Source organism: Hyphomonas sp., assembly GCF_046313975.1.
Taxonomy (GTDB): Bacteria; Pseudomonadota; Alphaproteobacteria; order Caulobacterales; family Hyphomonadaceae; genus Hyphomonas.
The window spans coordinates 1-25394 of the sequence record NZ_JBKBXB010000048.1 but is presented as its reverse complement, the minus strand read 5'-3'; the positions used below and the strand labels follow the sequence as shown (position 1 = coordinate 25394).

The window sequence follows — 25394 nt, the reverse complement described above, 5'->3', positions numbered from 1 at the left end:
TGCCCGGCGATGTTCTGGGTACGAACCTTTTCAATTTCCAGACCAACACGTTCAGCCTGACCAAAGGCCCAATTTTTACCGACATCCTGCTTGCTGACGAGATCAACCGGACCCCGCCGAAAACGCAGGCCGCGCTGCTGGAAGCGATGCAGGAACGCAAGGTGACGATCGATGGCGAAAGCTATCTGCTGAACCCGCGCTTCACGGTGATCGCCACGCAGAACCCGATCGAACAGCAGGGCACCTACCCGTTGCCGGAAGCGCAGCTCGACCGGTTCCTGTTCAAGCACACGCTCGACTATCCGAGCCGCGAGGAAGAGCTGAAGATCGTCGCGCAACACGGCACGCGCACCGGCATGAAAACGCCGGATGGTTTCGGCATCCAGCCTGTCGTCTCGCTTGCAGACCTCGACGCAGCGGTGGACGCCGTGTCCGCAGTGCGCCTCAATGACGAGATCATTGCCTATATCGTCGACCTGATCCGCGCCACGCGCACCAGCCCGGCCCTGGAAACCGGGGCAAGCCCGCGCGCAGCGGCGGCGCTCGCCACAGCTTCCCGCGCGCGCGCCGCGCTCGATGGGCGCGACTTCGTGATTCCGGACGATGTGAAACACCTTGCGTTGCCGACCCTGCGCCACCGCGTGCTCCTCTCGCCTGCCGCCGACATTGAAGGGCGCACGACGGAGGAAACACTTGCGGGCATCATCGAACAGACGGCGGCGCCCCGGTGATCTCTCCCACACTCCGCGCCATCTTCCTGATGCTGGCCGGCCTGCCAATCATGCTGGCCATTGCGCTGCTGCGGCCGGAATTGTGGATCGTATCGGCGGGCTGGATTGCGGCTGTCGTGTCCCTCATTGCGGTGGATACGCTGCTCGCCGCTTCGGTGCGGCACTACACTGCGAAAGTATCGCTGCCCTCGCTGCTCTATGTGGGCAGCGAGGACCCGGCCCAAATCGAGCTCTCATTCTCCCGGGGCCCGTTACCGGCGCGGATCGAGATACAGCTTGAAACCAATGCCCTGCTTCCGTCACAGGCGCCGCAAGGCCTGCAGGGCTGGTACGGGCGCAGTCGTCCGTACACGATCCAGCTGAAGCCCGTCCGGCGGGGCATGGCTGAAATCGTCCGCCTCTGGAGCCGGTGGCGCGGACCGCTCGGCCTGATCCAGAAGCGCCACATCCAGCCGCTTAACCTGCAGGTGCCCGTCACCCCGAACGCGCGTTGGGTGCGGGATGAAGCCATCCGCATGTTTTCGCGCGACGCCGAATTCGGCATCAAGACACAGATCGAGCGCGGCGATGGCAGCGAGTTCGACGCACTGCGCGAATTCGCCTCCGGCATGGACCGGCGCGCCATCGACTGGAAACACTCCGCCCGGCACAGGCACCTGCTGGCCAAGGAATTCAAGACCGAGCGCAACCACAATATCGTCTTCGCCTTCGACACCGGCCGCCTGATGAGCGAACCGCTGGGCGATGTGCCGAAGATTGACCGCGCCGTGACGGCCGGCCTGCTGCTCTCCTATGTGTCCTTGCGCAACGGTGACCGCACCATGCTCTATGGCTTCTCCTCGCGCCCCGGTGTCAGCACAGGCTTTCTCACCGGCACCAGCAGTTTCCCGAAAGCGCAGGCGCTTGCCGCCGAACTCGACTACTCCGATGACGAAGCAAATTTCACGCTCGCGCTGTCAAACCTTGCCGGGCGGCTGGAACGGCGCAGCCTGATCATCATCTTCTCGGACTTTGTCGACACGATCTCGGCGGAACTGATGCTGGAGAATGTGAAGCGCCTGACGGACCGTCACCTCGTCCTGTTCGCCACCTTCGAGGACGCCGCCCTATCCCAATTTGCGGACGCGCCGCCAGAGACCGCGCAGGATGTCGCCCGGTCGGTGATTGCGGACACGCTGCTCGCCGAGCGCGATGTCGTCTTCCGCCGGCTGCAGCGCATGGGCGTTCAGATCATCGAGACACGGCCCGAACATTTCGGAGCCGAACTTGTCTCGCGCTACCTGCAGATCAAGCGGAGGGACATGCTGTGAGCGGCGACCTCCTGAAATCCTACCGTTTCCGCGAGGAGCGCCAGGCCGACTGGCAGAAGCTGGACCTCATCCTGACGCGCGCGGAGAATGGCGGCGTGAAAAGCCTGTCGGATGAACAGATGCTCGCCCTGCCGCGCCTCTACCGGCAGGCCGTCTCGTCGCTGTCCGTGGCGCGGTCGATCTCGCTGGACCAGAATGCGATCACCTATCTCGAGGGCCTGTGCACCCGCGCCTACTTCTTCGTCTACGGCGCCCGCACGACGCTCGGTGAGCGGATGATGCAATTCCTGCGGCGCGACTGGCCGGAGGCCGTGGCAACCTCCGTCTGGTCCACGCTGCTGTCGGCATTCTTCTTCTTCGGCGGCTGGGCGCTCGCCTTTTTCCTCTGCCTGCAGGACATGGAATGGTACTGGACCTTGCACGGCCAGAATTTCATGGAAGGGCGTAACCCGGACGCCACCGTCGAATACCTCCGGAGCACGATCTACACACAAGGTCATGGCGAGGGAGAACTCTCCGCCTTTGCGAGCTTCCTGTTCAGCAACAATGCCCAGATCGCGCTGTTTGCCTTCGCGCTCGGCTTTGCCTTCGGCATCCCGACCGCCTGGCTGCTCGTCTACAACGGCGTGATGATCGGCTCGATGTACGCGGTCTTCTGGGACAAGGGCCTCGGCTATGAATTCACCGGCTGGCTGATGATCCACGGCGTAACCGAGCTCTTCGCGATTGTCCTTGCAGGCGCCGCAGGTTTCATCATCGGCGGCGCCGTCGCCTTTCCCGGGGCGCGAACGCGGCTCGCCTCGGCGCGAGTTGCGGGTCAGAAAGCTGCGACCATCGCCATGGGATGCGTGATCATGCTGATCATCGCGGCTATCCTGGAAGGTTTCGGCCGCCAGCTGATCAATTCCGACATCCTGCGCTATTCCATCGCCGGCGGCACGCTCGCGTTCTGGTTGGCCTATTTCTTCCTGCCCCGGAAGGATGGCGTCCTATGACCCAGCCCGCGCCGCGAACCAGTGTCAGCATGGAAGCCGCGATCCAGCGCCGGGCGCGCATGGCGGAGGAAATGCGCATCGCCAAGATGGTGCGCCGGCTGGTGACGCCTGAAGGCGCGGCGATCCACCTGAAACTGGCGAGCGCCGCCGAACGCGGCGGCGCATTCATGATCGACGTGGCGATCCAGTGGGTGATCGTGATCGCCACGCTGCTCGGCCTCGACTATCTGAGCCGGACGCTGAGCATGGGCAGCACAAATGTCGCCTTCGCCTTCTGGCTGGTCTTCTACTTCTTCGTCCGGAATTTCTATTACATCTATTTCGAAATCGGGCAGCGCGCGGCAACGCCCGGCAAGCGCATCCTCGGCTTGCGGGTCGCCTCCCGCGACGGCGGCCGCCTGACGGCGAATTCCGTTCTGGCGCGCAACTTCATCCGTGAAATCGAAGTCGGCCTCCCCTTCCAGTTCGTCATGATGGGTGCAGGCAGCGCCGCAGGCGGATGGATGGCGCTGTTCGGCCTACTCTGGTCCGGGGTGTTCCTTCTGTTCCCCATCTTCAACCGCGACAAGCTGCGGGTGGGCGACCTGATTGCCGGCACCTGGGTGATCAAGGCGCCCAAGGCGAAACTGATGGAAGACATCACCTCCGCTGCCGCCCGCCCGCAAAGCGGCTCGCGTTACGTCTTCACACGGCAGCAGACAGAAGCCTATGGCATCCACGAACTACATGTACTGGAGGATGTGCTGCGCCAGTCGACGCCGGACGTAAAGGCGCAGGTCGCCGCAAGGATCCGAACGAAGATCTGCTGGGAAAAGATCGATAGCGAGACGGATCTCGCCTTCCTTGAAGCCTACTATGCGGCGCTTCGGCGGCATCTGGAGCAGCGTATGCTGCTGGGCGAGCGCAAGACCGACAAGTACGACGCGCGTTAGCGCACGACGACGCCGAGACGTGTCCGCAGGAAGCGGCCGGTTGACGCCAGCCAGGCCGGGCGTGTCGCCGGGTCCATCTTCCAGCGCAGGAGTTGCCGCCGCGGCGCACCGGGCAGCAAGCCCATCATCGTCCACCAGACCGTGCGCGCCGCATTGGCCTTTGCGCCGCCCCCCTCGACTTTCACAACCCTGGCGAGGTGCACGACCTTGCCGATGCTGTCGCCGGAAACCGGATGCTGGTCCGGTGCAAAACTCAGGGAGATCAGCCGGTCGTTCAGGTGCTCTAGATCCGCGTCGCCGAGATTGTCCGCCACTGGCAGGCCGAGCTTTGCCGCATGCGCGCGGATGGCAGCGTAGCGGTCGCCGTCATGCTTCAGCCCCTTGCGGGCCCGCGCGCCGAAATCTGTCCCGGCTTTCCAGTTCTGCGCGGTATGCAGACGATAAGCCGACAGCTGCACGTCGTGCGCGCGCGTCGCGCCATATAGAGGCACAGTTGCGACGAGATAGCCCTCTGCGCTGATCCGAAACGCTGAGGCGTCAATCGGCATCACCTTTTCCAGCCCTTCACGAGAGAAGATGAGGCCGGAGGTGACATTCGTTGTATAGCGCCCGTTCTCCCGCAGCTGGCGCGAGATATCCCCCTGCGCCAGTGCAACCTGCATGGGCGGGTGAACACCGCCGAGCGCGCCGGTTTCGTCCGTGTACCGCATACGGAAGTGATGTAGCAGGATACCTGGCTCATGCAGCCTGAGGGCTTGCCTCAGACTGCCGGGAAGAACGAAGTCATCCGCATCGAGAAAATAGATCAGGTCGCCGGTTGCGCGCGCCCATCCGGCGTTGAACCCTGCACCCTGCCCCTGGTTCTCCGGCTGGTAGACCGGAATGATCCGGTCGCCATAGCTGCGCATTACATCGCGCGAGTTGTCGGTGGAACAATCATCGACGACGATGATTTCTGCGCCAACATTTTCGCTCAGCACACTGTCGATCGCCTGCGGCAGGAACCGGCCATAGTTGAAGCATCCGATGATGACGGAGAGGCGCGGCAGCGTCCCGGCTTCCGGCGCTTCAGGCGTTGCAGGGGCCTGTGTCATCTCCATGCACTCCAAACCGCCGCTTTCAGCCTGCGGCATGTCCGGCATGGTCATGCGCGTGTTCCCAGTCCTTCTGGTGCCAGGCGAGCGCCGTGCGGATGATATTGTCGATGTCAGACCGCGTTGCCACCCAGCCCAGTTCGCGCCTTGCCTTGTCCGGCAACGCAATCAGCTTCGCCGGATCGCCCGGACGGCGGGGACCATAGCGGCGCGGGACCTTGCGATTGGTTCCGCGCTCAACGGCCGCAACGATTTCCGCGACACTGGTGCCGCGGCCGGTGCCGAGATTGAAGGCGGTAGAGGCTGCGCCTTTCTCGAGGGCGTTCAGCGCGCGCAGGTGCGCATCGGCGAGGTCTTCCACATGGATGTAATCCCGAATGGCCGTGCCATCCGGCGTGTCGAAATCGCTGCCGAGTATCGTGAACTCATATCCCTCGTCATAGGCGCCTTTCAGCGCGAGCGGGATCACATGCGTTTCGCAGGCATGGCGCTCGCCGGTCATCGCATCGCGGTCCGCACCGGCCGCATTGAAGTAGCGCAGCGGGATCGAGCGGATGCCGTGCGCAGCATCGAAATCGCGCAGCATCGTTTCGACCATCAGCTTCGACATGCCATAGGGATTGATCGGCGCCTGCGGATGCGCCTCGTCGATCGAGTCCGCGCGGGCGTTGCCGAAAGTGGCGCAGGTCGATGAGAAGATGAGATAGCCCGTCTTGTGCCGGCGCATCGCCTCGAGGAGGTTCAGCGTCGCCATTGTGTTGTTGCGATAATAAATTGCCGGTTCACGGACGGATTCTCCGACAAGCGCTGACCCTGCGAAATGCGCCACGGCGTCCGGTCTGATGCTCGCAAAGGCTGCGTCCAGGTCTGCCAGATTCTGCAGGTCGCCTTCGAACAGCGGCCCCCACTTCACGAGATCGCGCCAACCCGTCGACAGGTTGTCGAACACCGTGACCTGCCAGCCCGCCTCAGCAAAGGCACGGCAGCAATGGCTGCCCACATAGCCCGCACCGCCCGTGACCAATAGTTTTCCCGGCATCTCGACCCTCACACCAAACAAAGCAAAGCCGCCTGGATGGGCGGCCGGCTGATTGATTCAATATATGCAATTCCCGGTCCGCAGCCCACTGGATGGCGGATGTCAGGGGATGGGACTGTGGATCAGCCGAAAATCGAGATCGCCGCCCAAATGATCGCGGCCCAGAGCCCCGCACTGAGGCCGATGATCGTCACCAGACGCAGCCAGATCGGCCATTTTCCTTCGGCATAATCGTCCATGAGTGCATGGTCTGCCCGTGCGGACATCCTCACATTAGACGCGAAGGCGTGGCGTTCGATCGGAAGCATGGATTCTGAACTCGACATGGATATAAATTAAGCGGGCAAGACTTAACAGGAAGTATAAGTCGATACGCACCCATACTGGTTCGTTATGGGAAGATGCCAGCCAAATCAGGCACAAATCCGGCAAGGGTCGGGCGAATCAGCGGGCCAAAAATGCCCGAAAATCAGGCATTTTTCGCAGGTGGCGCGGTTAAGGCCTTCACCCGGCTGGAGTTTTCATCTTCAGGAGGACATCTGCGGACGCAGGCAAATCAGGCCACCTGCTGGACTTTCGGTCTCGCGGAAAACGGTCGCCACGCCGCGAAGGGCTTTTCGACGAGCGCGAAAAAGATGAGGCCCGCTGCGATTCCGCCCAGCATGATGAAGGTAAACCCGCCAGCAACCGTAAGATATGTGATCGGCACAAACTTTCCGAACACGATCGCGGCGACATGGAACAGCTGCATGTGGACCAGGTAGAGCGAGTAGCACGCCATACCGATATAGGTGACATAGGGCAGCCGGCAGAAGCGGCCGAACATCGTGCCGGGCTGGAACGCCAGACCAAAGAGAATGATGATCGTGCCGAGACTGCCGAGCCAGTAAATCAGAGTCATAGCAAGCGGTTCAAATCGCGCATTGCCCAGCCAGAACATACCGATCACGCAAGCCGATCCCAGCACCATGCTGGCGCGCGAACCGAAGTGGCTGAAGGCGCGCTGAAAGGCGTCCTCGTGCCGCGCCAGCGTGATCCCGACGCCGAAATATACGATGTAGGAGAGGATGGTATAGGCGTTTACCGGGACCAGCTTGTTGATGGCGAGGAACGAGATCGCAAAGAACAAGGCCAGCATCAATGCAAAGCGCCAGGGCGCAGAACGGTCATCCCCGCGGAAAAGCACGAGGAAGATCAGCGGCGCAATCAGGTAGAATTGCACCTCGACCTCAAGCGACCATCCGAGGGCGAACAATTTCGGCATCGAGTCGAACAGCGCACCATGCATGTAGAACAGACTCGCCGCGAGGCTGGCAGGCAGCGGGATGTCCGCCTCCGAAGACCGGTTGAGTCCGGAAGGCATCAGCCCGAAGAAGAAGTAGGCCACGAAGGTGACAAGCAGGATCAGGTAATAGGGCGGGAAGATCCGCGTGATGCGGCGGATATAGTATTTGCCGACAAAGCCTGCATCGAAGCGGCCGGGGGCGACATCCTGCATCTGCTTGGCAATGATGAACCCGCTGATCGCGAAGAACAGCAGCACACCCTGGTTGGGGCTTGCAAAGAAATGCATCAGCGCATTTGCAGGCGCAAAGTCGAGCCCCGGATTGGGCTCCATCCAGAACCGGTGGATACGCTCGAGCAGGTGGCCGATCATGACGACCATGATCGCGAAAAAGCGCAGCCCGTCGATCTCCAGGCGGTACTTGGACGGATCGATGTTCCGGTGGAAAACCTTGGGAGTCAGGAAGTTTTTCAAGAACATCGACCTAATCAGCCCCGCATACCAAGCCACGCAAATGAAGCGCCTGCCGCTGCAATATCCATTCCAGCCCGGCCCTTGCGCAATTCCTGACCGTTTCCTGCCGGAATGCCGGCAATTCGCCGGACCTTGTTAAGCATAGACCCACCCATGTCTGCTATCGGTTCCGGAAGCTGGCAACCCGAGTTGCAATCGCACCGCGGCAGGGCATAGCATTTGCAAGCACTGACAGGTCGTCACCAGAGCCATTTACCTTGCCGCCCTCACATCTCGCCCACTTCCCCGCCCAGCGCGTGGCATACCTGAACATCTACCAGGACGAGAGCAAGGCTCCGGTCTGGGAGCAGGCAATGTTTGTGGTCTGGTTCTTTGCGCTATACCTGCCCCTGCCGCAATTCTCGCTGATCCGGTATGCCTGCATCCTCGTGATGCTGGGCATGTTCGCCTGGCATCACAGGGACTCGCTGCCGATCCTCGGAAAAAGCTGGTACCTGCTGCCGTATCCGATCTTCGCGACATTCTCGATCTTCTGGACCGGCTATCCCCAGGAGGCCATCCGGTCTGCCGGCCTGCTGCTGCTGACGCCCATTTTGCTGGTAGTCGTTGCCATCCGGCTGCGGCCGACAGAACTGCTGCGCGTATTGACCATCTCGGGCGCCCTCGCAGCCCTCTACTGCGTTCCGTATTTTGCGACCCTCGCAGACGGGGGCCCCTATGAACAGAAGAACCTTCTGGCCTACCAGATGATGATCGTAACTCTGGTCTGTTTCGCCACGGCGCTGAACTCGAAAGAGATCAACACAATTCGTCTCCTCGGCCTTTTTGCGGCGCCGCTTGCCTTTGTCATCCAGCTCAATGCCGACTCGGCCACTTCGCTTGTCTTCGCTGTTCTGGGCATGGTCGTTCTTCTCGGCGTAAAGGTGTTCTGGCTGTCCGTGTCGAACGTCATGCACCTGCGAACCTTCATGCTGGCGCTCATCTTTATCCTGCTCCTCACCGTCGGCCTCATCCTGCTGTCGATGCCGCAGAACACTTTCGTCGCGGACTTCCTCGACATGGTCGGCAAGGACGGAACGCTCACCGGTCGAACGGGGATCTGGAACGCGGCAGAGCTGGTTTCAAAAGAGCATCCGTGGATCGGCGTCGGCCTTGAGGGTTTCTGGCAGCGCAATGTCGGCCTTGCCCAGACGCTGAACGAACTCAATCACTCCGATCCCGGCGCCAAGATTTCCTTCCACAGCGCGTTCTGGGAAGTTCGGGTTCATTTCGGCTTCATCGGGTTGGCCTTCTTCCTGCTGACGATGGTCTGGGCCGGCGTTCGCACGCTGGCGCTCTGGCTCCGCGACGGCTCGATCGTCAATTCGGCATTCCTGATCTTCTATTGTATCATTGCAGCGTCCTGCTTCACGGAATCTTACCCCGCAGGTACATCGAGCACGATCGTGACGGTATTCTATTTCGGAGCCTTCGCCGCCTTCGATATCGGATCGCGCAAAATGGTCGGTCGCGCGCGCCTTGTGCAGAACGAGAACTGAAGTATCCGGCAACGCTGATTGCCGGCGAGTAGGGAGTGACGGAAACTTGTCTGCGAACAAGCCTTCCCTGCCGCGCAACAGACGTCCAATGCGCGCCCTTGCCCTCGGCATGGCTCTAAGCTTCGCCGTTTCCTGGGCCGCCACGGCACAACCGGACACAAACACCCGCTGCGCGCCCATTCCGGCAAGCGCATTTCCGTCAGATACGCTGAAGGTCAAGACGCATACAGACTTCGCGGAGGATCACTTCCGCAAGCGCATCCGCGAATTTCGCAATGCCCCGTTGGAGTGCGGCAAGATCGTCATGCTGGGCGACAGCCTGACCGAGCTGAACGATTGGGCAAAGACCCTTCCCTCTGATCCCAACATCCGCAACCGGGGGATCAGCGGCGACACATCGGACGGGGTTCTGACCCGCCTCGAAGAAATCACCTCGAGCCGGCCTCGCGCCGTATTTCTGCTCATAGGCACCAATGACATCTGGACACGGAATTCACCGAGGACCACTGTCTCGAACATCCGGAAAATTGTGAACCGCATTCATTCCGGAAGCCCGGATACGATCATCCTTGTGCAGACTGTATTTCCCCTGCGCTGGGGCGAGGAGCCCAATAGGAAAGTTCGCGCGATCAATTCCCTCTTGAAAAAGCAAAGCCGCACATACGGATTTATCCTGCTCGACACGCACCGGGTCCTGGTCGACAGCAAGGGCGCCCTGAAGGATGCCTACACCGATGACGGCCTGCATCTAAACAATGCCGGCAATGCGGTCTGGTCCACACTCGTTTCCGGCGCCCTGCGCGAATACAACCTGGGAACTGCGAAGCGTTAACCAGCCTCGCTGCCAGCGACTATGCCGCTTTGCGCTTTCCGAGTGACAGAGCCTCGCTCACGATGCCGGCAAGATAACCCCTCGGCTGGATAAAGGTATCCTCCGGAAGCTTCGACAAAGCTCCCGCGTATCCGGCAATGGATTCCCGATCTGCAATCAGTGTGCGGATGAGCTCCGGCAATGTTTCGTCCAGCGGTTCATCAATGATGAATCCGCAGGCGTGGCGCGCCACCCAGGCGGCCGTCTCTGTGCCTGCAGGCGCAATCGACGGCGTGCAGTAATAGCCGCCTTCATAGATCCGGTTCGGCAGGAGCCAGACGGAGTTGTAACCAGCCTCCATGAAGTCTCCGGCCCAGACCACGTCCAGCTCGTCATATATTGCAGAGAGGTCTTCCGGCGCCCGGTAGCGGCCGAAATAGGTCATGTTGGGCCGCGCCTCGATTACCGGCTCGAACTCCGCGATTTCGGAACGAGCCGGCAGACCGTGCAGGCGGATTTCAAGCTGATCCGGAAACTGGTCCGCTAGCGCGCACAACAGGTTCAGCGATCGCTGGCACCTGAGAATACCGACCCAGCCAAGACGGAGCGGGCGCCCCGGCGACGCCGCCACAGACTTTCGCACGCAGACGCGCGAACCATAGTCAGTATCCGGAGTAAGACGGTTCTCGACAAGGAATGCCCGGTAATCGCCAGGATAGTGTTTCTCGAAATGGTTCCGGATAAAACCGGGCGAGGAAACCACCAGCCCGACTGTCCGTTTCAGCAACGCGTGCTCGATCCAGCGCATACCCGCCCCGATGACATCGGAACGCGTCAGCAGCCGATGAACATCGAGGCTTTCGTAAATAACCGGCGTATCCAGCTTCGCATACCGCTTGGCGAGAAACGCGCAGGCCAGCATGTCGAGATTGCGCGCATAAATGAGATCGCAAGCCGCAAGCTTGTGCTTGTTCGCAGCAGCAATGCGCGCGCCCGTAAACACCTGCCGGATTCGTTGCACGAACGCGCCGTCACGCGTTTCCCCGAGATCGATATTGTCCCAGTCGAGCTCACCGGGATCGCGGCGGCGCATCATGAAACCGGTCACGTCCAGACCGTCTCCGATAAAACCTTTCACACGGCGGCGCACGGCCGCATCGGCAGCATCATGACCAAAGAAGGCAATCCGCGTCATCCGTTGCTTCCAGTTATGCCCGGCAAACCGGTGCAGGCGCGGGCCACCACCATTGCGGCGCCCTGCCCGGTTGTTTACTCGGCGGAGATCCGGTCTGCCGGATCCGTGCGGCCCGTTGCCTTGGAGGGCGGAACCTGCACGGCCACCGAACCTTTCGGCGCCTTGGCCGCCTGCTTGGCCTTGCGCTTGTCCTTGCCCGGCCAGTTGAAGACCGAGGGCTTCTCGTCCATCTGGTAATACTTGCGATACGCCTTGTAGGTTGCACCCGGATCACGGTGATGGCGGCGGCGGTTGAGGTCCACCATGTTGAGCGTCACGCCCAGCACATCTGCCTTGAACGTGTTCAGCAGCGCGAGCGACTGGCGCGCTGCAGAGCGCGCGGAATGGCGCCAGCGCACGACAAGCATCGTCTTGTCGACCTTGCCGGCCACCACGCGGGCTTCTGCCATGAGAAGCAGCGGACCGGTGTCGATCAGGATCAGGTCATACATCGACCGCAGGCGGGCGAGCAGGTCGTCAAAAGCGCGCGTGCCGAACACGTCATGCGGCGTGTGACCGTTCGAGGAGAGCGGCAGGATATCGAGCATCGTCTTGCGATCCTTGACGATCGCATCCGACAGCTGGCCGGCGCCGAACAGGTGCTCGACGAAACCGATCTCCGGTTTAAGACCAGCCATTTCCGTCAGCTGACGGCGGCGGAAGTCACCGTCGATCACCAGCGTGCGCGAGCCCGACATCGCCGACATGCGGCCGAGTGACAGCGTCAGGCTGGTCTTGCCCTCATCCGGAAGTGACGAGCAGATCGCAACCGTCTTGGTCTCGCTATCGAGATCCGAGAAGGCGATCGCTGCGCGCAGGTAGCGGATGCTCTCCGCATAGGCCGATAGCGGGTTTTCAACCAGGAAGTCTGCCGGATTGGTCTGCGACAGGCCGAGGAAGCTTGCGGTGCGGATCAGGGGCACAGAGCCAATGGAGTTCGCCTGCAGCTTGCGCTCGACATCCTCTGTCGAGGAAATCTTCATGTCGAACATTTCGGCAATCAGGGCCATGCCGCCACCGATGATCGCGCCCAGAAGGCAGCCGATGATCAGGTTCAGCAGCGTCTTGGGCGAGCTCGGCGATTCCGGCACCGAGGCGCGCGACAGGATGTTGGCGTCAGCAGAAATCAGGGCATCCTGCTCGCGCGTCTGTTTAGAGCGCGCCAGGAATTCTTCAAGCAGCGTGCGGCTGGTTTCGGCATCACGCTCAAGTTCGCGCAGGCGGACGAGCGCCTGGTTATTGCCGCGCAGCTGCGCCGTCGAACGGTTGATCTCGCCCTGGATCGAGCCGATCTGAGACTGCGCCACACGCAGTTCGTTCTCAAGGTTGCCGGCGATGCGCTGCACTTCCGCATCGATCTGGCGATCAATGTCAGCCGCTTCGTTCCGGGCACTGATCAGTTCCGGGTGCTGCGGGCCAAGCTTGGTTTCGAGTTCAGCAACGCGGCGATTGATGACCGCGCGCTGCGTCTTGAGCTCGGAAATCACGCCCGATCCAAGAACTTCGGAAATGCCGTCCGCGCCGGCGCCGGAAGCGATCTGCCGGCGCATGCTTTCATAGCGGGCGCGCGCCCGGTCGAGTTCGACCTGCAGCGTACCCTTCTGGGTGGTCATGTAAGCGATCTGTTGTTCCGTCAGCGTCGCGCCCTGGGCGGCCAGCAGGCCGGACTCAGCTCGGTAGCTTTCAACGCGGCGCTCTTTTTCCTCGACCTCTTCACGCAGGCCCGACACACGCTCGGAGAGCCATTCAGTGGCCTTGCGGGTCGCTTCGTATTTTTCTTCGAGCTGCTGAACGCGGTACTGCTCGGCGATTTCATCTGCGAGGCGCGCGGCCGTTTCCGGCGACTCGCTCGACACTTCGACCGTGATCAGGAAGGTGGTGCCAACACGTTTGACATTTACCTTGCCCATCAACTCTTCGACCGTCGACTCCAGCATTACCTTCTGGCGCTGCTCTGGAGACATCCCGGCAAAGGGATCTTTCTCGGGCTCAGCCCCGGTCACAGAATTGATCAAACCTTTGACCGGCGAGAGCAGGCCCTTTTTCTCGGGCCGGAGGGAGGCGTTGAACTCAGGGTCCTCAACCAGCTTCTGACGGTCGGCAACGCGGGTCAGCAGGGATTTCGAGCCGAGAACAAGCACTTCTGTATCGACAACCGCCGTCGTTGCGCCAAGACCGGAGAAGATCGCACCAAGATCGATGACGTTGCGTTCCTGGGTGTTCAGCTGAACAACCGACTCCGCCTTGTAGATCGGCGTGGACGTGAAGGTGATGTAGGCAATGATGCCGAAGGTCGTGACAAACCCAGCCAGGATCAACCAGAAGCGGCGATAGACGATGCCAACCAACGCCTTGAGATCAAGCGGCTGGCTGGTGGACATGTCCGCGCCGGGAGCGCTGATATTGGGCGGAAGTTCGATGGAGAATGACTTGGTCAAGGCACGGCCTCTGGGATGGGGGAACCGGTAGCCGGCGTGGGAACCGGCTACCGGGATAGGAAAGGGCTTACGGGTAGAGCTTGATGCCGACGCCGATAAGCGTCACGCCGTAGGACGGATCGCCGAACACGCCGACGCCCGAGACATCGCGCTCGCGGTTGCGGACGAAAGCTTCCCAATGGACGCGCTTGTTCATCTTGTAGGTCGCCACGGCACCGATCTCGAGGTTCTCGTCCTCGCGGTCGGTCTCCTCATACTCATAGTTCGATACACCGGCATAACCCGACAGGATAACGTTGCGCAGCAGTTCGTGGTCCACACTGGCGCCGAAGCGCGTTTCGACGGCACTTGGCGAGTCAAACGCACCAACATCGACCACGCGGCGGCCCGCATAAAAATTGAACGTCGTCAGACGCGTCGGGAACCACTGCATGCGGCCATCGATCGAAAGACCGGAGACGTCTTCGAAGAAGCTGTCATCCTTCTTTTCATTGAGGTAGCCGACCGCGATATCGCCGCGGACCAGCGCTGTCAGTTCGAAGTCGACACCACCCGACACCGTGTAACCGGTGGAGTCGCGCGAGCGCTGAATGCCGCCGAAGTCCTGCGTGTTGTCATACTCGCTCTTGCCATAGGTGGCCTGCGTGTAGACTGCGAGGTTCGGAGACACAGCGTAGGAAAGACGCGTACGGCCATCGAGAACCGAGCGGTCACGGTAGTCCTGGTCGATCACCACTCCGGTGCCAAGGGCGCGGCCGTCCTTGTAGTTCTCATCACTCCAGCCGAGGCTGTTGTTCCAGCGGATACGATCGTTCTGGTAGTCGGCGCCCAGCGTGAAGCCGGTGCGCGTGTACTCGATCGGACGATCGACGCCGAAAGCGTTGACGAAGTCAGTACGCGGTTCGGCGCGGTCTTCAGCAAACGCAGCAGCGCTGAAAGACAGCTCGCGCGTTGCATCGAGCCGGCCGCGAACCTGGGCGGTCAGATCGGTCGTCGATTCATCGCTCAGGTCGAGATATTCGTTGCGATAGGCTGAAGCATCGAAGCCGACGGCATGAACGCTCCAGTCGGTCGTGCCGGACACATCGACGCCAACGCGGGCGACAATATCGGACTCGCTGTTGTTCGGCGTCGCAAACACGTTGTCGTTCGACGTCAGGCCGGCTTCGAGCATCGAGCGCACGACGAATGTGCCAAGACGCACCGGCTCCGGGTCAAACTCCGGCTGGGCACGGTCGCGGACCGCTTCGTATTTATCCCGGCTGTAATAGTTATCGGTCTGGGCCACTGCGACGGACGTCATCAGGGCGCAGGCCGCAGCACTCATCAGGCTCAGGCGTTTCAGATTGGACATTTCACCATTCCCCAGTTTCTCTGCGAGGCCGACATGGCCTGGGTTGTCTTCGGCAACCCGTGCAAGTTCAATACCATCCCAAAACCCCGGATTTTCCCGGGATTTGGACGCATATTGGGGTGTACCCGGAAATGATTCGAAATTGAATATCGCGGCCCGGAATATTCGTTAATAAAACAGCTCAACCGTTACTTTGCGGATGCCCGGCAGTAAGAATTCGAAAGCAATGGCTGCCCCTGCAGCAGGCTCCAGACCAAGAAAAACCAAATACTCAGGTTAAAACAACGCCATGCCGACCCTGAACCTCGCCCCCGCATCGGTTAAGGACTATCGCCGCCTGGCCGAGCGGCGGATGCCCCGTTTTCTGTTCGATTACCTCGATGGCGGCGCCTATGGCGAGGTCACCCTGGCCCGGAACGTCGCCGATTTCGAACGCCTGGCCCTGCACCAGCGCATCCTGAAAGACGTCTCCGCCCGCACCACTTCGGCACGGCTTTTCGGGGCGGAGTTAACCTTTCCCCTTGCCCTGTCCCCGGTTGGCCTGTCCGGCATGATGGCCCGCCGCGGCGAAGCAGCTGCCCGCCGGGTGGCCAACGGTTTCGGCATTCCCTACTGCCTGTCCACCCTCTCGGTCTGCTCGCTCGAAGAAGTCGGCGCAGCAGCCACCGGCCCGTTCTGGTTCCAGCTCTACATGATCCGCGACCGCGGCGCCTGCGCCGACCTGATCGCCCGGGCGAAGGCCGCCGGCGCATCCGTCCTTGTCCTGACGGTTGACCTGCCCGTCGTCGGCGCCCGTTACCGCGATGTGCGAAACACGATGAGCGGCGGCGGCGGGCTCTGGGCCGACCTGCGCAAAGGGCCCATCTCCTACGTCCTGCACCCCGCCTGGGTCATCGATGTCGGCCTGCGCGGCGGGCCGCACGTTCTCGGCAACGTCTCCCCCTATGTGAAGAACGCCTCCACCCCCGCCGACTTCTCGGCCTGGGCTAATTCGCAGATCGATCCCGCCATCAGCTGGGCCGATCTCGACTGGATCCGGAAGGAATGGGGCGGCCCCTTCGTCATCAAGGGCATCCTCAGCCCCGAAGATGCCGAGGAGGCCGCGCGCGCCGGTGTCGATGGCATCATCGTCTCCAATCATGGCGGCCGCCAGCTCGACGGGGTCGCTTCCTCCATCTCGATGCTGCCGCGCATTGCTGAGAAGGTGTCCGGCAAGCTGACAATCCTGATTGATGGCGGCGTGCGCTCCGGTCAGGACGTGCTGAAAGCGCTCGCCCTCGGCGCGGACGGGGCCATGATGGGCCGGCCGTGGGTCTACGCGCTTGCCGGCGCCGGAGAGAAAGGACTATCCAACCTTCTCAAGGCTTTCCTTGATGAATTTTCTGTTTCAATGGCACTGACCGGCGTCACAGACACCAGCCAGATCGGCCCCGCCGTTCTCGATCAGGCTTCAGGGATCGCGATGTAAGTCTGAGGACCTTCGGGCTTTTCTCCCGCGAGAATTCTGTGATCCGGCGGCACCTGCTTTATCTGCGCCTTCAGCAGTGTCGGGAGTGAATCAAGCTGGCCGCGGGCGAAACCCCAGTCGAACACCCAATAAGCATAGGGCCGCTTGGTGAAGACGGGGCCCAGCACGAGTTGCAGGCCAGCGCGCACCAGACGATAGAGGCTGAACGTCAGGTAGCGCCACCACGGGCGCATGCCATAGCGGATATGCAGGTTGACGTGCCCTTTGCCCCAGGCCCGCGCTTGTCGGAAACGGCCTGCGGCTGTGTCGCGCAGCCGGTAATGCATCATGGCCTCGGGCACAAAGGTCAGCTTCATTCCTGCCAGTTGCACGCGCCAGCAATAGTCGACATCCCACGCCGTGCCGATCCAGTCGGTAGGATCGCCGACCCGCTGATAGCAGGCCCGCGTCATGCCAATGGCATTGCAGGCGGCAAAAGGCAGATGGAGCGGCCCAACGACGGATGACAGTCCTTCACCCCGTGCCTGAAGCCCGCGATCCTTGCCCCAGGTCATGGTCGGCGGATTAAGTTTCTCATACTCAAGCGCAGGTACGGCAAAGTCACAGGTCTCAAGCGCCTGGATCATGTACTTCATCCAGTCAGGGTCACACTCATCGTCTGACTCGCAAACCAGGATCACATCACCCTTGGCAGCGCGAAAACCGACTGTGTAGGAATGGCCCACAGTGCCCTGCGGCCCATGCCCGATATAAGCCTGCACAACACGCACCGGCAGGCGGTCAGCATAGCTCATTGCGAGTTCAACGGAATTGTCTGTGGAACCGTTGTTTACGAAGACCAGTTCCCAGTCTCCATCCCAGGTCTGGGCGACAAGCGAGTCCAGCATCACGCCAAGCGTTGATGCGCCATTGTAACAAGGTAAGACAACACTCACGAACATGAGTGAACTTCCAACGCGGGCAAACTGTATCCTGCCCAGAGTGCAAGTTCGTGGCCACAGAACGGGGCAGATTTCAAGACCAGCTACTTAATCCGGCGCATCATTCCCTACACTCTGCTCGGGTCCGCATCACACAGCTGACCTCAGATCATCCCCGCAAGGGTTAATTTGGTCCTGCGCGCACTTGGCTAGGTTTCGAGCACGCGCACGCGTGATAAGGAAAGCGCATTCCCGCTGCCTCCAGATCACGTCCGACGTGGCATGCGGAATGCACATTTGGGCCGGGTAGGGAGTTCCATCTCATGGCCATGAAAGTTCTGTTCACCGGCGCCGACGGTTACATCGGCACGCTTCTCGGTCCGTACCTTCTGCAGCGCGGCATTGAAGCCGTTGGCCTGGATACGGGCTTCTACCGCTCCGGCTGGCTGTACCCAACCAACGTGCCGCGCCCGATGATCCTGTCGAAGGACATCCGCTCGATCACTGCCGACGACCTCAAGGGTTTAGACGCCATCGCCCATCTCGCCGAGCTGTCGAACGATCCGCTCGGCCAGCAGGACCCGGCCCTCACCCATGAGATCAACCACGGCGGCTCCGTCCACCTGGCCAACCTCGCCCGAAAGGCCGGCATCAAGCGCTTCGTCTACATGTCCTCCTGCTCCGTGTACGGCGTTGGCAAGCCGGACCAGATTCTCGACGAAACCTCGGACGTGAACCCGCAGACGGCCTATGCCGAATGCAAGGTGAAGGTCGAGAACGACCTCTCTAAGATGGCCGGCGACGATTTCGAGCCCTGCTTCCTGCGCAACGCGACCGCATACGGTGCCTCGCCGCGCCAGCGTTTCGACATCGTGCTGAACGACCTGTGCGGCCTTGCCTGGACGACGAAAAAGATCAAGCTCCTGTCGGACGGCTCGCCCTGGCGTCCGCTCGTGCACGCACTCGACATGTGCCAGGCCGTGCACCTTTCGCTGACCGCTCCGGCCGATGCGATCCGCGGCCAGAAATACAATGTCGGCTCGTCCGACCAGAACTACCGCGTCATCGAGATCGCCCAGATCGTCGCCAAGGAGTTCCCAGGCTGCGAGTTGGAAGTCGGCACGCAAGGCGCGGACAACCGCTCCTACCGCGTGAACTTCGACAAGATCCAGAAAGTGCTGCCGGACTTCAAATGCCAGTGGACGGCCGAACTCGGCGCCAAGCAGATGCGCAAGGTGTTCGAGAGCATCAACATGTCGGCAGAAGACTTCCAGGCGCCGCCCTACACGCGCCTGAAGATGCTGATGAAACTGCGCGGCGCCCACCTGCTGGACGACAAACTCTTCTGGAAAACGCCTGAACTCGCAACGGTTTGACATCCATGATCATCGTCGATACCGCACTGAAGAAACGCGAAGCCGAAGGCCACCCCATCCGGGTCGGCATGATCGGCGCAGGCTTCATGGCCTCCGGCATTGCCCTGCAGATCGCCAAATCCGTACCCGGAATGGTTCTCTGCGGCATTGCCGCGCGCCAGCCGCAGCGCGGTGTCGATGCGTTCGAAGCAAGCCGCACGGGTGAAACCGTGGTGCTGGCCGATACGGCCGCAGAAATTTCGGCGGCGATCAAGGCAGGCAAGCCGGTTGTCACCACCGATCCCGGCGCCCTCGCCCGCGCCGAAGGTCTCGACGCGATCATCGAAGCGACCGGCTCTATGGACTATGCGCTCGAAGCTGTCGAAGGCGCCCTGGAGACGGCGAAGCACGTCATCCTGATGAACGCAGAACTCGACGGCACCGTCGGCCCGCTGCTGAAAGTCAAAGCCGACAAGGCTGGCGTCGTCATTACCAATGTGGACGGCGACCAGCCCGGTGTGCAGATGAACCTCTACCGGTTCGTGCAATCCATCGGTGTGAAGCCCGTGCTCTGCGGCAACATCAAGGGCCTGCAGGACGAATACCGCACACCGGACACCCAGCGCGGTTTTGCCGAGAAATGGGGCCAGAACGTCAACATGGTGACGTCTTTCGCGGACGGCACCAAGATCGCCTATGAACAGGCTATCGTCGCCAACGGCACCGGCATGCGCGTAGCAAAGCGCGGAATGGTCGGCCCGGACCCGACGAACAAGAACCCGACCCTGCCGCTGCGCCCGCTCGAAGACTTTGTCGAGATGCTCGCCCCGCACATCGATGCCACCGGACCTGGTATCGTTGACTTCGTCGTCGGCGCACGCCCCGGCCCCGGTGTATTTGTTCTGGGTACGCACGAAGATCCGCGCCAGGCTCACTACCTGAACCTCTACAAGCTCGGCAAGGGCCCGTACTATCTCTTCTACACGCCCTACCACCTCTGCCACTTCGAAGTGCCGCTTACCGTCGCCCGCGCTGTCCTGTTCCATGATGCGGCCCTCACGCCGCTCGGCGCGCCCACGGTTGGTGTCATCGCGGTTGCAAAGCACGATCTGAAGGCGGGTCAGACGCTCGACGGCATTGGCGGCTTCGACACCTACGGCCAGGCTGAGAACGCGCCGGTCGTCCACAAAGACCGTCTCCTGCCGATGGGTCTTGCCGAAGGTTGCACCTTGAAGCGCGACATCGCCAAGGACACAGTGCTCACTTTCGCAGACGTGACTATTCCTGCCGGTCGCAAGATCGACGCATACTATGCCGAGATGGAACGCCATTTCGGCCTCGTGCCTGCCACCGAAACCGTCTGATCACGGACTGATTGAGGCGCACATGACCGAAGTCGATACCGTCGTCATCGGAGCAGGCGCTGTGGGCCTTGCGTGCGCCGCCGCGCTGGCCCGCGTCGGCAATGATGTCCTCGTCCTCGAAGCTGCGGGCGAAATCGGCACAGGCACATCCTCGCGCAACAGCGAAGTCGTCCATGCGGGCCTCTACTATCCGACCGGCAGCCTGCGCCATCAGTTCTGCGTCGAAGGCCGGCGCAAATTGTATGACTGGATGGCAACTCACGGCGTTGCTCACCGTAAGACTGGCAAGCTGATCGTCGCCTCATCCGAAGGCCAGATTACCAAAATGGAAGGCCTCCACGCGCAGGGCGAGCGCAACGGTGTTGAAGGCCTCTCCTTTCTCTCCGGCGCCGAAGCGATGGCCATGGAGCCGCATCTCTCCTGCAAGGCCGCCGTACTCTCAGCCGAAACCGGCATCCTGGACAGCCACGGCTACATGCTCTCGCTGCAGGGCGAACTGGAAGACCATGGCGGCGTCATTGCCTTTAACGCACCCGTCACAACTTCCGAAATCCTCTCCGATGGCCGCTTCCGGATAGAGGCCGGCGGCGCCGAACCGATGACACTTGTCGCACGCAAGATCGTCAACAGTGCTGGCCTTTACGCCGTGCGCACCGCCCGAGCGATGGAAGGCTATGATCCCGCCCTTCTGCCACCCTTCACGCTCGCAAAGGGCAACTATTTCAGTTGCACCGTTCGCTCGCCCTTCCAACGCCTGATCTACCCGGCGCCTGTCGATGGCGGTCTTGGCGTCCACGTCACGCTCGACCTTGGCGGCCAGATGCGCTTCGGCCCGGATGTCGAATGGCTGCACACAGACGATCCGGACACGATCGACTACCGCGTCGACATCCGCAGGGCAGACAGTTTCTACGCCGCCATCCGCGAATACTGGCCGGCCTTGCCCGATGGCTCGATAACCACCGCCTATTCCGGTTGCCGTCCCAAGATTTCGCCGCAAGGCCAGCCCGCTGCCGACTTCCAGCTCGACGGTCCCGTTCGCCACGGCCATGCCGGGCTCGTCCACCTCTTTGGCATAGAATCCCCCGGCCTCACGAGCTCGCTGGCAATCGCTGAAGCCGTCGTGGCCGCACTGAAGGATTAGTGCGACCTCTACGCCGGCACCTGCGAAGCCAGGTATCCAGCGCATCAGGAATCTGGACCACTGCCTTCGCAAGGATGTTCGGCCCGGTAGTCACTCACAAAAAGAGCCCGCCTCCAAAGGCGGGCCTCTTCTATGGCAAATCCCGAAGCCGTCAGCCTGCAAAATCCGGCCAGTTGCGGTCCTTGTCCGACATCTCGGTCGGCTCCAGTGGCCACACGATCCCGAATGCCGGATCGTTCCAGCGCACGCCGCCTTCTGCAGAGGGCGTATACTTCGCCGAGACCAGATAGGTCACTTCAACGTGGTCCGACACCGTCTGGAACCCGTGGGCGAAGCCCTTCGGCACCAGCAGTTGGCGCTTGTTCTCATCGTTCAGTTCGAACGCTTCCCACTTCTTGTAGCTTGGCGAGTCCGGGCGAAGGTCGATGATGATGTCAACAATCGCTCCACGCAGGCAGCGGATCAGCTTGTCCTCGCCATGCGGCGCGCGCTGGAAATGCATGCCGCGCAGCGTGCCCTTGTTGGCGGAGTAGGACATGTTCTGCTGCACGAACTCAGTCGGCAGTCCGTGAGCGGAGAATTCATCAACACAGAACGTGCGTGCAAAAAAACCTCGATCATCGCCTCGGCGTTCAAGGTCGATCAGCATCGCGTCCTTGAGGGTGGTTGCATGGAATTTCATTGAATTACTTGCCTTTCTTCAGCCAGGGCGCGCCCTTGGCGTAGGCGGCCTCGAGCACCTGCTTGTCGCGCACCGAGTCCATCGCCTGCCAGAAGCCTTGGTGGCGGTAGGCTGCCAGCGCATTCTTCTCCACCAGCCGGTTCATAGGCTCCTGCTCCCACACGGTCGTATCGTCATCGACAAGATCGAACACATCCGGCTCACATACGAAGAAGCCGCCATTGATCAGGCCAGCGTCCACGGAGTCCTTCTCGCGGAAGGCCTGCACACGGTCGGTGTCGGGCGACAGGCCCAGCACGCCAAAGCGTCCCGGCGGCGAAACAGCCGTAACGGTCGCCTTCGCTCCAGACTTCCGGTGAAACTCGATCAGTGCAGTGAGATCGACATCCGAAACGCCATCGCCATAGGTCAGGCAGAAGGTTTCGTTGCCGATCACATGCCTGGCACGCTTCAGTCGACCGCCCGTCATTGTATCGAGGCCGGTGTCCAGAACGGTCACCTTCCATGGCAGAGCCTGCTTGTCCGACCACAGTATGTCGCCGGTCGCTAGGTCGATGGTGAAGTCGCTCTTCTGCCAGTGATAGTTCAGGAAATAGTCCTTGATGAACCCAACCTTGTAGCCCCCGAGAACGACGAAATCCGTGATGCCGTGCGCGGCATACATCTCCATGATGTGATGCAGGATCGGCCGGTCACCGATCTCGACCATCGGCTTTGGCCGCAGGGCCGTTTCCTCGCTTAGACGGGTACCAAAACCACCCGCAAAAATCACCGCTTTCACAAACCTGCCCCTTCAATCATCATCAACCGTGCCGGAACGGGATTACCGATCCGTACCCGACGAAGCTTAACTGAGCAGGTGCATCGCCTATGCCAGCGCCAGCAGACGCTTCGCGATGTCCTCGATTTTCGCCCAGTTGCCCGCTGCAATATCGGCCTGGCTGGCGATCCATGACCCGCCAATGGCGAATACGTTGGGCAGCTTGAGGTAAGTCTTCACCTCGTCTTCGCTTATCCCGCCGGTCGGCATGAATTTCAGGTGCGGCAGCGGCCCGTTCAGCGCCTTCAGCGCTGGCGCTCCGCCCGCGATCGAGGCCGGAAACAGTTTCAGCCGCAGGAAGCCTTCCTCATGCCGGGCCATCGCCTCGCTCGCGGTCATGATGCCCGGAATCATGACGTCTTCCCGGCCTTTCAGCGCGCTGCGCAGCCCCGGCGACATGCCGGGCGAAACGAGGAATTCCGCCCCCGCCTCCAGCGCGGCATCGGCGTCGTTCCCGGTCAGCACCGTACCTGCACCCACCAGCAGTTCAGGCGCCTCGGCTTTCATGGCGGTAATCGCCGCCAGCCCCGCCGGCGTGCGCAGGGTGACTTCCGCGATGGTTATCCCGGCCTTTACCAGCGCCTTCGCCAGAGGCGCGGCCTGCTTCGCGTCGTCCACCACGATCACCGGAACCACCGGGGCCTTGCGCGCTGCCGCGTCGAGTTTCTTGATCATGTCGGCCATCGGCAAGTCTCTTCCCTGCAACGCGCCACCCGTCCGGGCGTGTCAACGTTGTAGTGGCCCGCGCCGCGAAAAATGACAAGCGCCACCCCGCGCGGCCCAGCCTTGCGAATTTGCGTCAGGCCGCCTTTTGCCCGCCGGAACGCTCCGCCGATCGGTCCAGGATACCCGGCCGGTCCCAGTCCCCTTCCGGGCGGATGATCTGAAGCGGGTCAGACCGAATGGAGAGTGCATAGGGGTGCGGCGCAATCGGAATTTCCATTTCGCAATAGTCGAAATCCGAAAAGTCGAAGGGCGAGCGCCCCTCCACCAGCCGGCACCGGAATACCCGGTTCCACACCGGCCATAGTCGCGCCTGTATCTGCGCCAGCGCCACGCGGTATCCCTTGCGCGAGATCACCTCGCACACTTCCGCCATCAGCACCCGCAGCGCGGGCGTGCCCCGGTGCGCCGGCAGGATCGTGGAACGCTCAATCTTCACAAACCCAGCAAACCAGCGCACCCGGCAGGTGCCCGCAGGTGCGCTGCCCGCCCTCACGAGAAAATGCGTACACGAGAAATCATTCCCGTCATATTCCTCCTCATACGGACAATCCTGCTCGGCCATGTAGACCGCCGCTCGCAGCGTCATAGCCTGCTGGTATTCCTCCAGCGTCCGCACCGGCCCAGCCGAATAGGTCTCCAGCATCGCGGGCTCCAGCGGCCGCGTCAGCGAAAGTTCGCCGAAATCCGGGCGCGGCTTCATGCGGCCTGCTCCTTTACCGTCAGCGGCGCCTGTCCCCAGAGGTCGGCGAGCCCGCCCTCGATCGGCGAGAAGCCCAGCGACGCCATAGAGCGTTTGCCATCCTCCGTCGCCCCGCGCGCAAACACCGGCACCAGCGCGAAGAACTCCACCCGCGTCACACCCGCGGCCATCATCACCTGCCGCCGCGCCTCTTTCGTCGCGCCCGCATAGACGCCGATATAGACGCCTGCACAGTCCTCGCCCTCGCAGGCGAGATGCGCCAGTGACGGCCAGGACGGCACGAAGCTGCCATCCCGCACCGCCTCCACGCCCGCCGCGCTCAGCGCCACGGTGATGAACACGCCGTCCACCGGCTCGCCCGCCACCCAGCCCGCCATGCCCGTCAGTCCATCGATCCAGTGGATCGACGCCGCCGTCGCCATCACCTGCCCCGTCAGCTTCTCTGCCAGCGCCATGCCGGCTTGCAGATCGGCATAGGTCGCGCGCCGGAAACCGAACTCGCCGGCACGCCGGGCCAGCCCGGCATTGTCGATCCTCACCAGCGGAAAGGCATCTTTCATAGCATGTCCCCGAACACAATCAGTGCGTGTATTCGAGAAAATATCTCTCACAAGTTACGCGAGTGTTCAAGCCAGAACTCGCGCACCGGTTGTGGAATGATCAGGCGACCAATCCCTGCAGCTCCGCAGCCGCCTGCCGTGCCTGTTCGGGTGAGCCCAGCAATTGCCGGTTCACGCCGATGCGTTTGAACCAGTAATGCAACCCGACAAGATCGGTGAAGCCCATGCCGCCATGCACCTCGGTCGCCGTGCGCGCAACGAAGGTGCCCACTTCGGCAAGGTGCGCTTTGGCGAGTGTCGCCATCACCGGCCCCTCGGCGTCACCAATGTCCAGCGCATGCGCCGCATGCCAGATCAGCGCGCGCGATGGCTCCAGCTTCGCGGCCATCTCGGCGCACATATGCTTCACCGCCTGGAACG

General features: G+C 61.7%; 24 protein-coding genes. 10 read left to right on the top strand and 14 right to left on the bottom strand.

Annotated elements, in window-relative coordinates; genetic code table 11:
• The 4 genes from ACK4TE_RS14085 to ACK4TE_RS14070 all read left to right on the top strand — a co-directional run.
• The coding region (locus tag ACK4TE_RS14085; protein WP_409912167.1) for an AAA family ATPase at window positions 1-731 on the top strand (731 nt) is incomplete at its 5' end.
• Window positions 728-2041, top strand: a complete 1314-nt coding sequence (locus ACK4TE_RS14080; RefSeq protein WP_409912166.1) for a DUF58 domain-containing protein — start codon at window positions 728-730, stop codon at window positions 2039-2041. The genes ACK4TE_RS14085 and ACK4TE_RS14080, both read left to right, overlap by 4 nt.
• Window positions 2038-3036, top strand: coding sequence for a stage II sporulation protein M (locus tag ACK4TE_RS14075; protein ID WP_409912165.1), 999 nt, complete (start codon window positions 2038-2040; stop codon window positions 3034-3036). Before ACK4TE_RS14080 ends, ACK4TE_RS14075 begins: the two co-directional genes overlap by 4 nt.
• Window positions 3033-3968, top strand: a complete 936-nt coding sequence (locus ACK4TE_RS14070; RefSeq protein ID WP_409912164.1) for an RDD family protein — start codon at window positions 3033-3035, stop codon at window positions 3966-3968. Before ACK4TE_RS14075 ends, ACK4TE_RS14070 begins: the two co-directional genes overlap by 4 nt.
• On the opposite strand, the gene ACK4TE_RS14065 is transcribed toward ACK4TE_RS14070, so the two are convergent.
• From ACK4TE_RS14065 to ACK4TE_RS14050, 4 genes are all read right to left on the bottom strand, one after another.
• Window positions 3965-5116 carry a glycosyltransferase family 2 protein gene (locus tag ACK4TE_RS14065; RefSeq protein WP_409912163.1) on the bottom strand — a complete coding sequence of 384 codons (1152 nt, stop codon included), beginning with the start codon at window positions 5114-5116 and terminating at the stop codon, window positions 3965-3967. The genes ACK4TE_RS14070 and ACK4TE_RS14065 overlap by 4 nt on opposite strands.
• Complete coding sequence (gene galE / locus ACK4TE_RS14060) at window positions 5088-6101, bottom strand: UDP-glucose 4-epimerase GalE (protein ID WP_409912162.1); 1014 nt, start codon at window positions 6099-6101, stop codon at window positions 5088-5090. The genes ACK4TE_RS14065 and galE overlap by 29 nt, the downstream gene beginning before the upstream one ends.
• A gap of 122 nt (window positions 6102-6223) precedes the next feature.
• Entirely contained in the window at window positions 6224-6409 is a 186-nt protein-coding gene (locus tag ACK4TE_RS14055) for a hypothetical protein (protein WP_409912161.1), read from the bottom strand.
• 248 nt (window positions 6410-6657) lie between these two features.
• Window positions 6658-7860, bottom strand: coding sequence for an acyltransferase family protein (locus ACK4TE_RS14050; protein WP_409912160.1), 1203 nt, complete (start codon window positions 7858-7860; stop codon window positions 6658-6660).
• 257 nt (window positions 7861-8117) lie between these two features.
• Between ACK4TE_RS14050 and ACK4TE_RS14045 the strand changes: the two genes are divergently transcribed.
• Together ACK4TE_RS14045 and ACK4TE_RS14040 are read left to right on the top strand one after the other, a co-directional pair.
• Window positions 8118-9398: an O-antigen ligase family protein gene (locus tag ACK4TE_RS14045; RefSeq protein WP_409912159.1), complete on the top strand. Its 1281-nt coding sequence runs from the start codon at window positions 8118-8120 to the stop codon at window positions 9396-9398.
• A gap of 88 nt (window positions 9399-9486) precedes the next feature.
• Window positions 9487-10230 (top strand): GDSL-type esterase/lipase family protein, encoded by a 744-nt coding sequence (locus ACK4TE_RS14040; RefSeq protein WP_409912158.1) that lies wholly within the window; start codon window positions 9487-9489, stop codon window positions 10228-10230.
• A gap of 19 nt (window positions 10231-10249) precedes the next feature.
• Here ACK4TE_RS14040 and ACK4TE_RS14035 read toward each other — a convergent pair whose 3' ends face one another.
• The 3 genes from ACK4TE_RS14035 to ACK4TE_RS14025 form a co-directional block, all read right to left on the bottom strand.
• Window positions 10250-11404: a glycosyl transferase gene (locus ACK4TE_RS14035; protein WP_409912157.1), complete on the bottom strand. Its 1155-nt coding sequence runs from the start codon at window positions 11402-11404 to the stop codon at window positions 10250-10252.
• 74 nt (window positions 11405-11478) lie between these two features.
• On the bottom strand, window positions 11479-13881 hold the full coding sequence (locus ACK4TE_RS14030; RefSeq protein ID WP_409912156.1) for a GumC family protein: 2403 nt from the start codon (window positions 13879-13881) through the stop codon (window positions 11479-11481).
• Between the two features lie 67 nt (window positions 13882-13948).
• A complete protein-coding gene (locus tag ACK4TE_RS14025) occupies window positions 13949-15235 on the bottom strand; it encodes an outer membrane beta-barrel protein (protein ID WP_409912155.1) in 1287 nt (428 codons plus the stop codon).
• Window positions 15236-15524: 289 nt separating this feature from the next.
• Here ACK4TE_RS14025 and ACK4TE_RS14020 point away from each other — a divergent pair, with 289 nt between their 5' ends.
• Entirely contained in the window at window positions 15525-16703 is a 1179-nt protein-coding gene (locus tag ACK4TE_RS14020) for an L-lactate dehydrogenase (RefSeq protein WP_409912154.1), read from the top strand.
• On the opposite strand, the gene ACK4TE_RS14015 is transcribed toward ACK4TE_RS14020, so the two are convergent.
• The gene (locus tag ACK4TE_RS14015; protein ID WP_409912153.1) at window positions 16679-17644 is read right to left on the bottom strand and encodes a glycosyltransferase family 2 protein; all 966 of its coding nucleotides are present in this window, start codon (window positions 17642-17644) and stop codon (window positions 16679-16681) included. The genes ACK4TE_RS14020 and ACK4TE_RS14015 overlap by 25 nt on opposite strands.
• Window positions 17645-17946: 302 nt before the next feature.
• Here ACK4TE_RS14015 and ACK4TE_RS14010 point away from each other — a divergent pair, with 302 nt between their 5' ends.
• The 3 genes from ACK4TE_RS14010 to ACK4TE_RS14000 are packed head-to-tail and all read left to right on the top strand — an operon-like array spanning window position 17947 to window position 21486.
• On the top strand, window positions 17947-18999 hold the full coding sequence (locus tag ACK4TE_RS14010; protein WP_409912152.1) for an NAD-dependent epimerase/dehydratase family protein: 1053 nt from the start codon (window positions 17947-17949) through the stop codon (window positions 18997-18999).
• 5 nt (window positions 19000-19004) lie between these two features.
• Complete coding sequence (locus ACK4TE_RS14005) at window positions 19005-20342, top strand: NAD(P)H-dependent oxidoreductase (RefSeq protein WP_409912151.1); 1338 nt, start codon at window positions 19005-19007, stop codon at window positions 20340-20342.
• On the top strand, window positions 20290-21486 hold the full coding sequence (locus tag ACK4TE_RS14000; protein ID WP_409912150.1) for an NAD(P)/FAD-dependent oxidoreductase: 1197 nt from the start codon (window positions 20290-20292) through the stop codon (window positions 21484-21486). The genes ACK4TE_RS14005 and ACK4TE_RS14000 overlap by 53 nt, the downstream gene beginning before the upstream one ends.
• Before the next feature lie 151 nt (window positions 21487-21637).
• On the opposite strand, the gene rfbC is transcribed toward ACK4TE_RS14000, so the two are convergent.
• The 6 genes from rfbC to ACK4TE_RS13970 form a co-directional block, all read right to left on the bottom strand.
• Window positions 21638-22168, bottom strand: a complete 531-nt coding sequence (rfbC, locus tag ACK4TE_RS13995) for a dTDP-4-dehydrorhamnose 3,5-epimerase (RefSeq protein WP_409912149.1) — start codon at window positions 22166-22168, stop codon at window positions 21638-21640.
• A 4-nt stretch (window positions 22169-22172) separates the two neighbouring features.
• Window positions 22173-22949, bottom strand: coding sequence for a glucose-1-phosphate cytidylyltransferase (gene rfbF, locus ACK4TE_RS13990; RefSeq protein WP_409912148.1), 777 nt, complete (start codon window positions 22947-22949; stop codon window positions 22173-22175).
• Window positions 22950-23036: 87 nt separating this feature from the next.
• The gene (gene eda / locus ACK4TE_RS13985) at window positions 23037-23672 is read right to left on the bottom strand and encodes a bifunctional 4-hydroxy-2-oxoglutarate aldolase/2-dehydro-3-deoxy-phosphogluconate aldolase (protein ID WP_409912147.1); all 636 of its coding nucleotides are present in this window, start codon (window positions 23670-23672) and stop codon (window positions 23037-23039) included.
• A 115-nt stretch (window positions 23673-23787) separates the two neighbouring features.
• A complete protein-coding gene (locus ACK4TE_RS13980; protein WP_409912146.1) occupies window positions 23788-24414 on the bottom strand; it encodes a GNAT family N-acetyltransferase in 627 nt (208 codons plus the stop codon).
• Window positions 24411-24974, bottom strand: coding sequence for a hypothetical protein (locus ACK4TE_RS13975; protein WP_409912145.1), 564 nt, complete (start codon window positions 24972-24974; stop codon window positions 24411-24413). The genes ACK4TE_RS13980 and ACK4TE_RS13975 overlap by 4 nt, the downstream gene beginning before the upstream one ends.
• Before the next feature lie 100 nt (window positions 24975-25074).
• Window positions 25075-25394 (bottom strand): acyl-CoA dehydrogenase family protein (locus ACK4TE_RS13970; RefSeq protein ID WP_409912144.1); only part of this gene is annotated, 320 nt, incomplete at its 5' end.

Excerpts from the sequence above, each read along its gene's own strand:
- ACK4TE_RS14065 (WP_409912163.1), bottom strand. The coding sequence starts at position 5,116 with ATGACCATGCCGGACATGCCGCAGGCTGAAAGCGGCGGTTTGGAGTGC.
- ACK4TE_RS14025 (WP_409912155.1), bottom strand. The coding sequence starts at position 15,235 with ATGTCCAATCTGAAACGCCTGAGCCTGATGAGTGCTGCGGCCTGCGCC.
- eda (WP_409912147.1), bottom strand. The coding sequence starts at position 23,672 with ATGGCCGACATGATCAAGAAACTCGACGCGGCAGCGCGCAAGGCCCCG.
- ACK4TE_RS14005 (WP_409912151.1), top strand. The coding sequence starts at position 19,005 with ATGATCATCGTCGATACCGCACTGAAGAAACGCGAAGCCGAAGGCCAC.
- ACK4TE_RS14015 (WP_409912153.1), bottom strand. The coding sequence starts at position 17,644 with ATGTTCGTGAGTGTTGTCTTACCTTGTTACAATGGCGCATCAACGCTT.
- ACK4TE_RS14010 (WP_409912152.1), top strand. The coding sequence starts at position 17,947 with ATGGCCATGAAAGTTCTGTTCACCGGCGCCGACGGTTACATCGGCACG.
- ACK4TE_RS14020 (WP_409912154.1), top strand. The coding sequence starts at position 15,525 with ATGCCGACCCTGAACCTCGCCCCCGCATCGGTTAAGGACTATCGCCGC.
- ACK4TE_RS14035 (WP_409912157.1), bottom strand. The coding sequence starts at position 11,404 with ATGACGCGGATTGCCTTCTTTGGTCATGATGCTGCCGATGCGGCCGTG.
- rfbC (WP_409912149.1), bottom strand. The coding sequence starts at position 22,168 with ATGAAATTCCATGCAACCACCCTCAAGGACGCGATGCTGATCGACCTT.
- ACK4TE_RS14040 (WP_409912158.1), top strand. The coding sequence starts at position 9,487 with ATGCGCGCCCTTGCCCTCGGCATGGCTCTAAGCTTCGCCGTTTCCTGG.
- ACK4TE_RS14070 (WP_409912164.1), top strand. The coding sequence starts at position 3,033 with ATGACCCAGCCCGCGCCGCGAACCAGTGTCAGCATGGAAGCCGCGATC.
- ACK4TE_RS13980 (WP_409912146.1), bottom strand. The coding sequence starts at position 24,414 with ATGAAGCCGCGCCCGGATTTCGGCGAACTTTCGCTGACGCGGCCGCTG.
- ACK4TE_RS13975 (WP_409912145.1), bottom strand. The coding sequence starts at position 24,974 with ATGAAAGATGCCTTTCCGCTGGTGAGGATCGACAATGCCGGGCTGGCC.
- ACK4TE_RS14000 (WP_409912150.1), top strand. The coding sequence starts at position 20,290 with ATGCCGAGATGGAACGCCATTTCGGCCTCGTGCCTGCCACCGAAACCG.
- ACK4TE_RS14055 (WP_409912161.1), bottom strand. The coding sequence starts at position 6,409 with ATGCTTCCGATCGAACGCCACGCCTTCGCGTCTAATGTGAGGATGTCC.
- galE (WP_409912162.1), bottom strand. The coding sequence starts at position 6,101 with ATGCCGGGAAAACTATTGGTCACGGGCGGTGCGGGCTATGTGGGCAGC.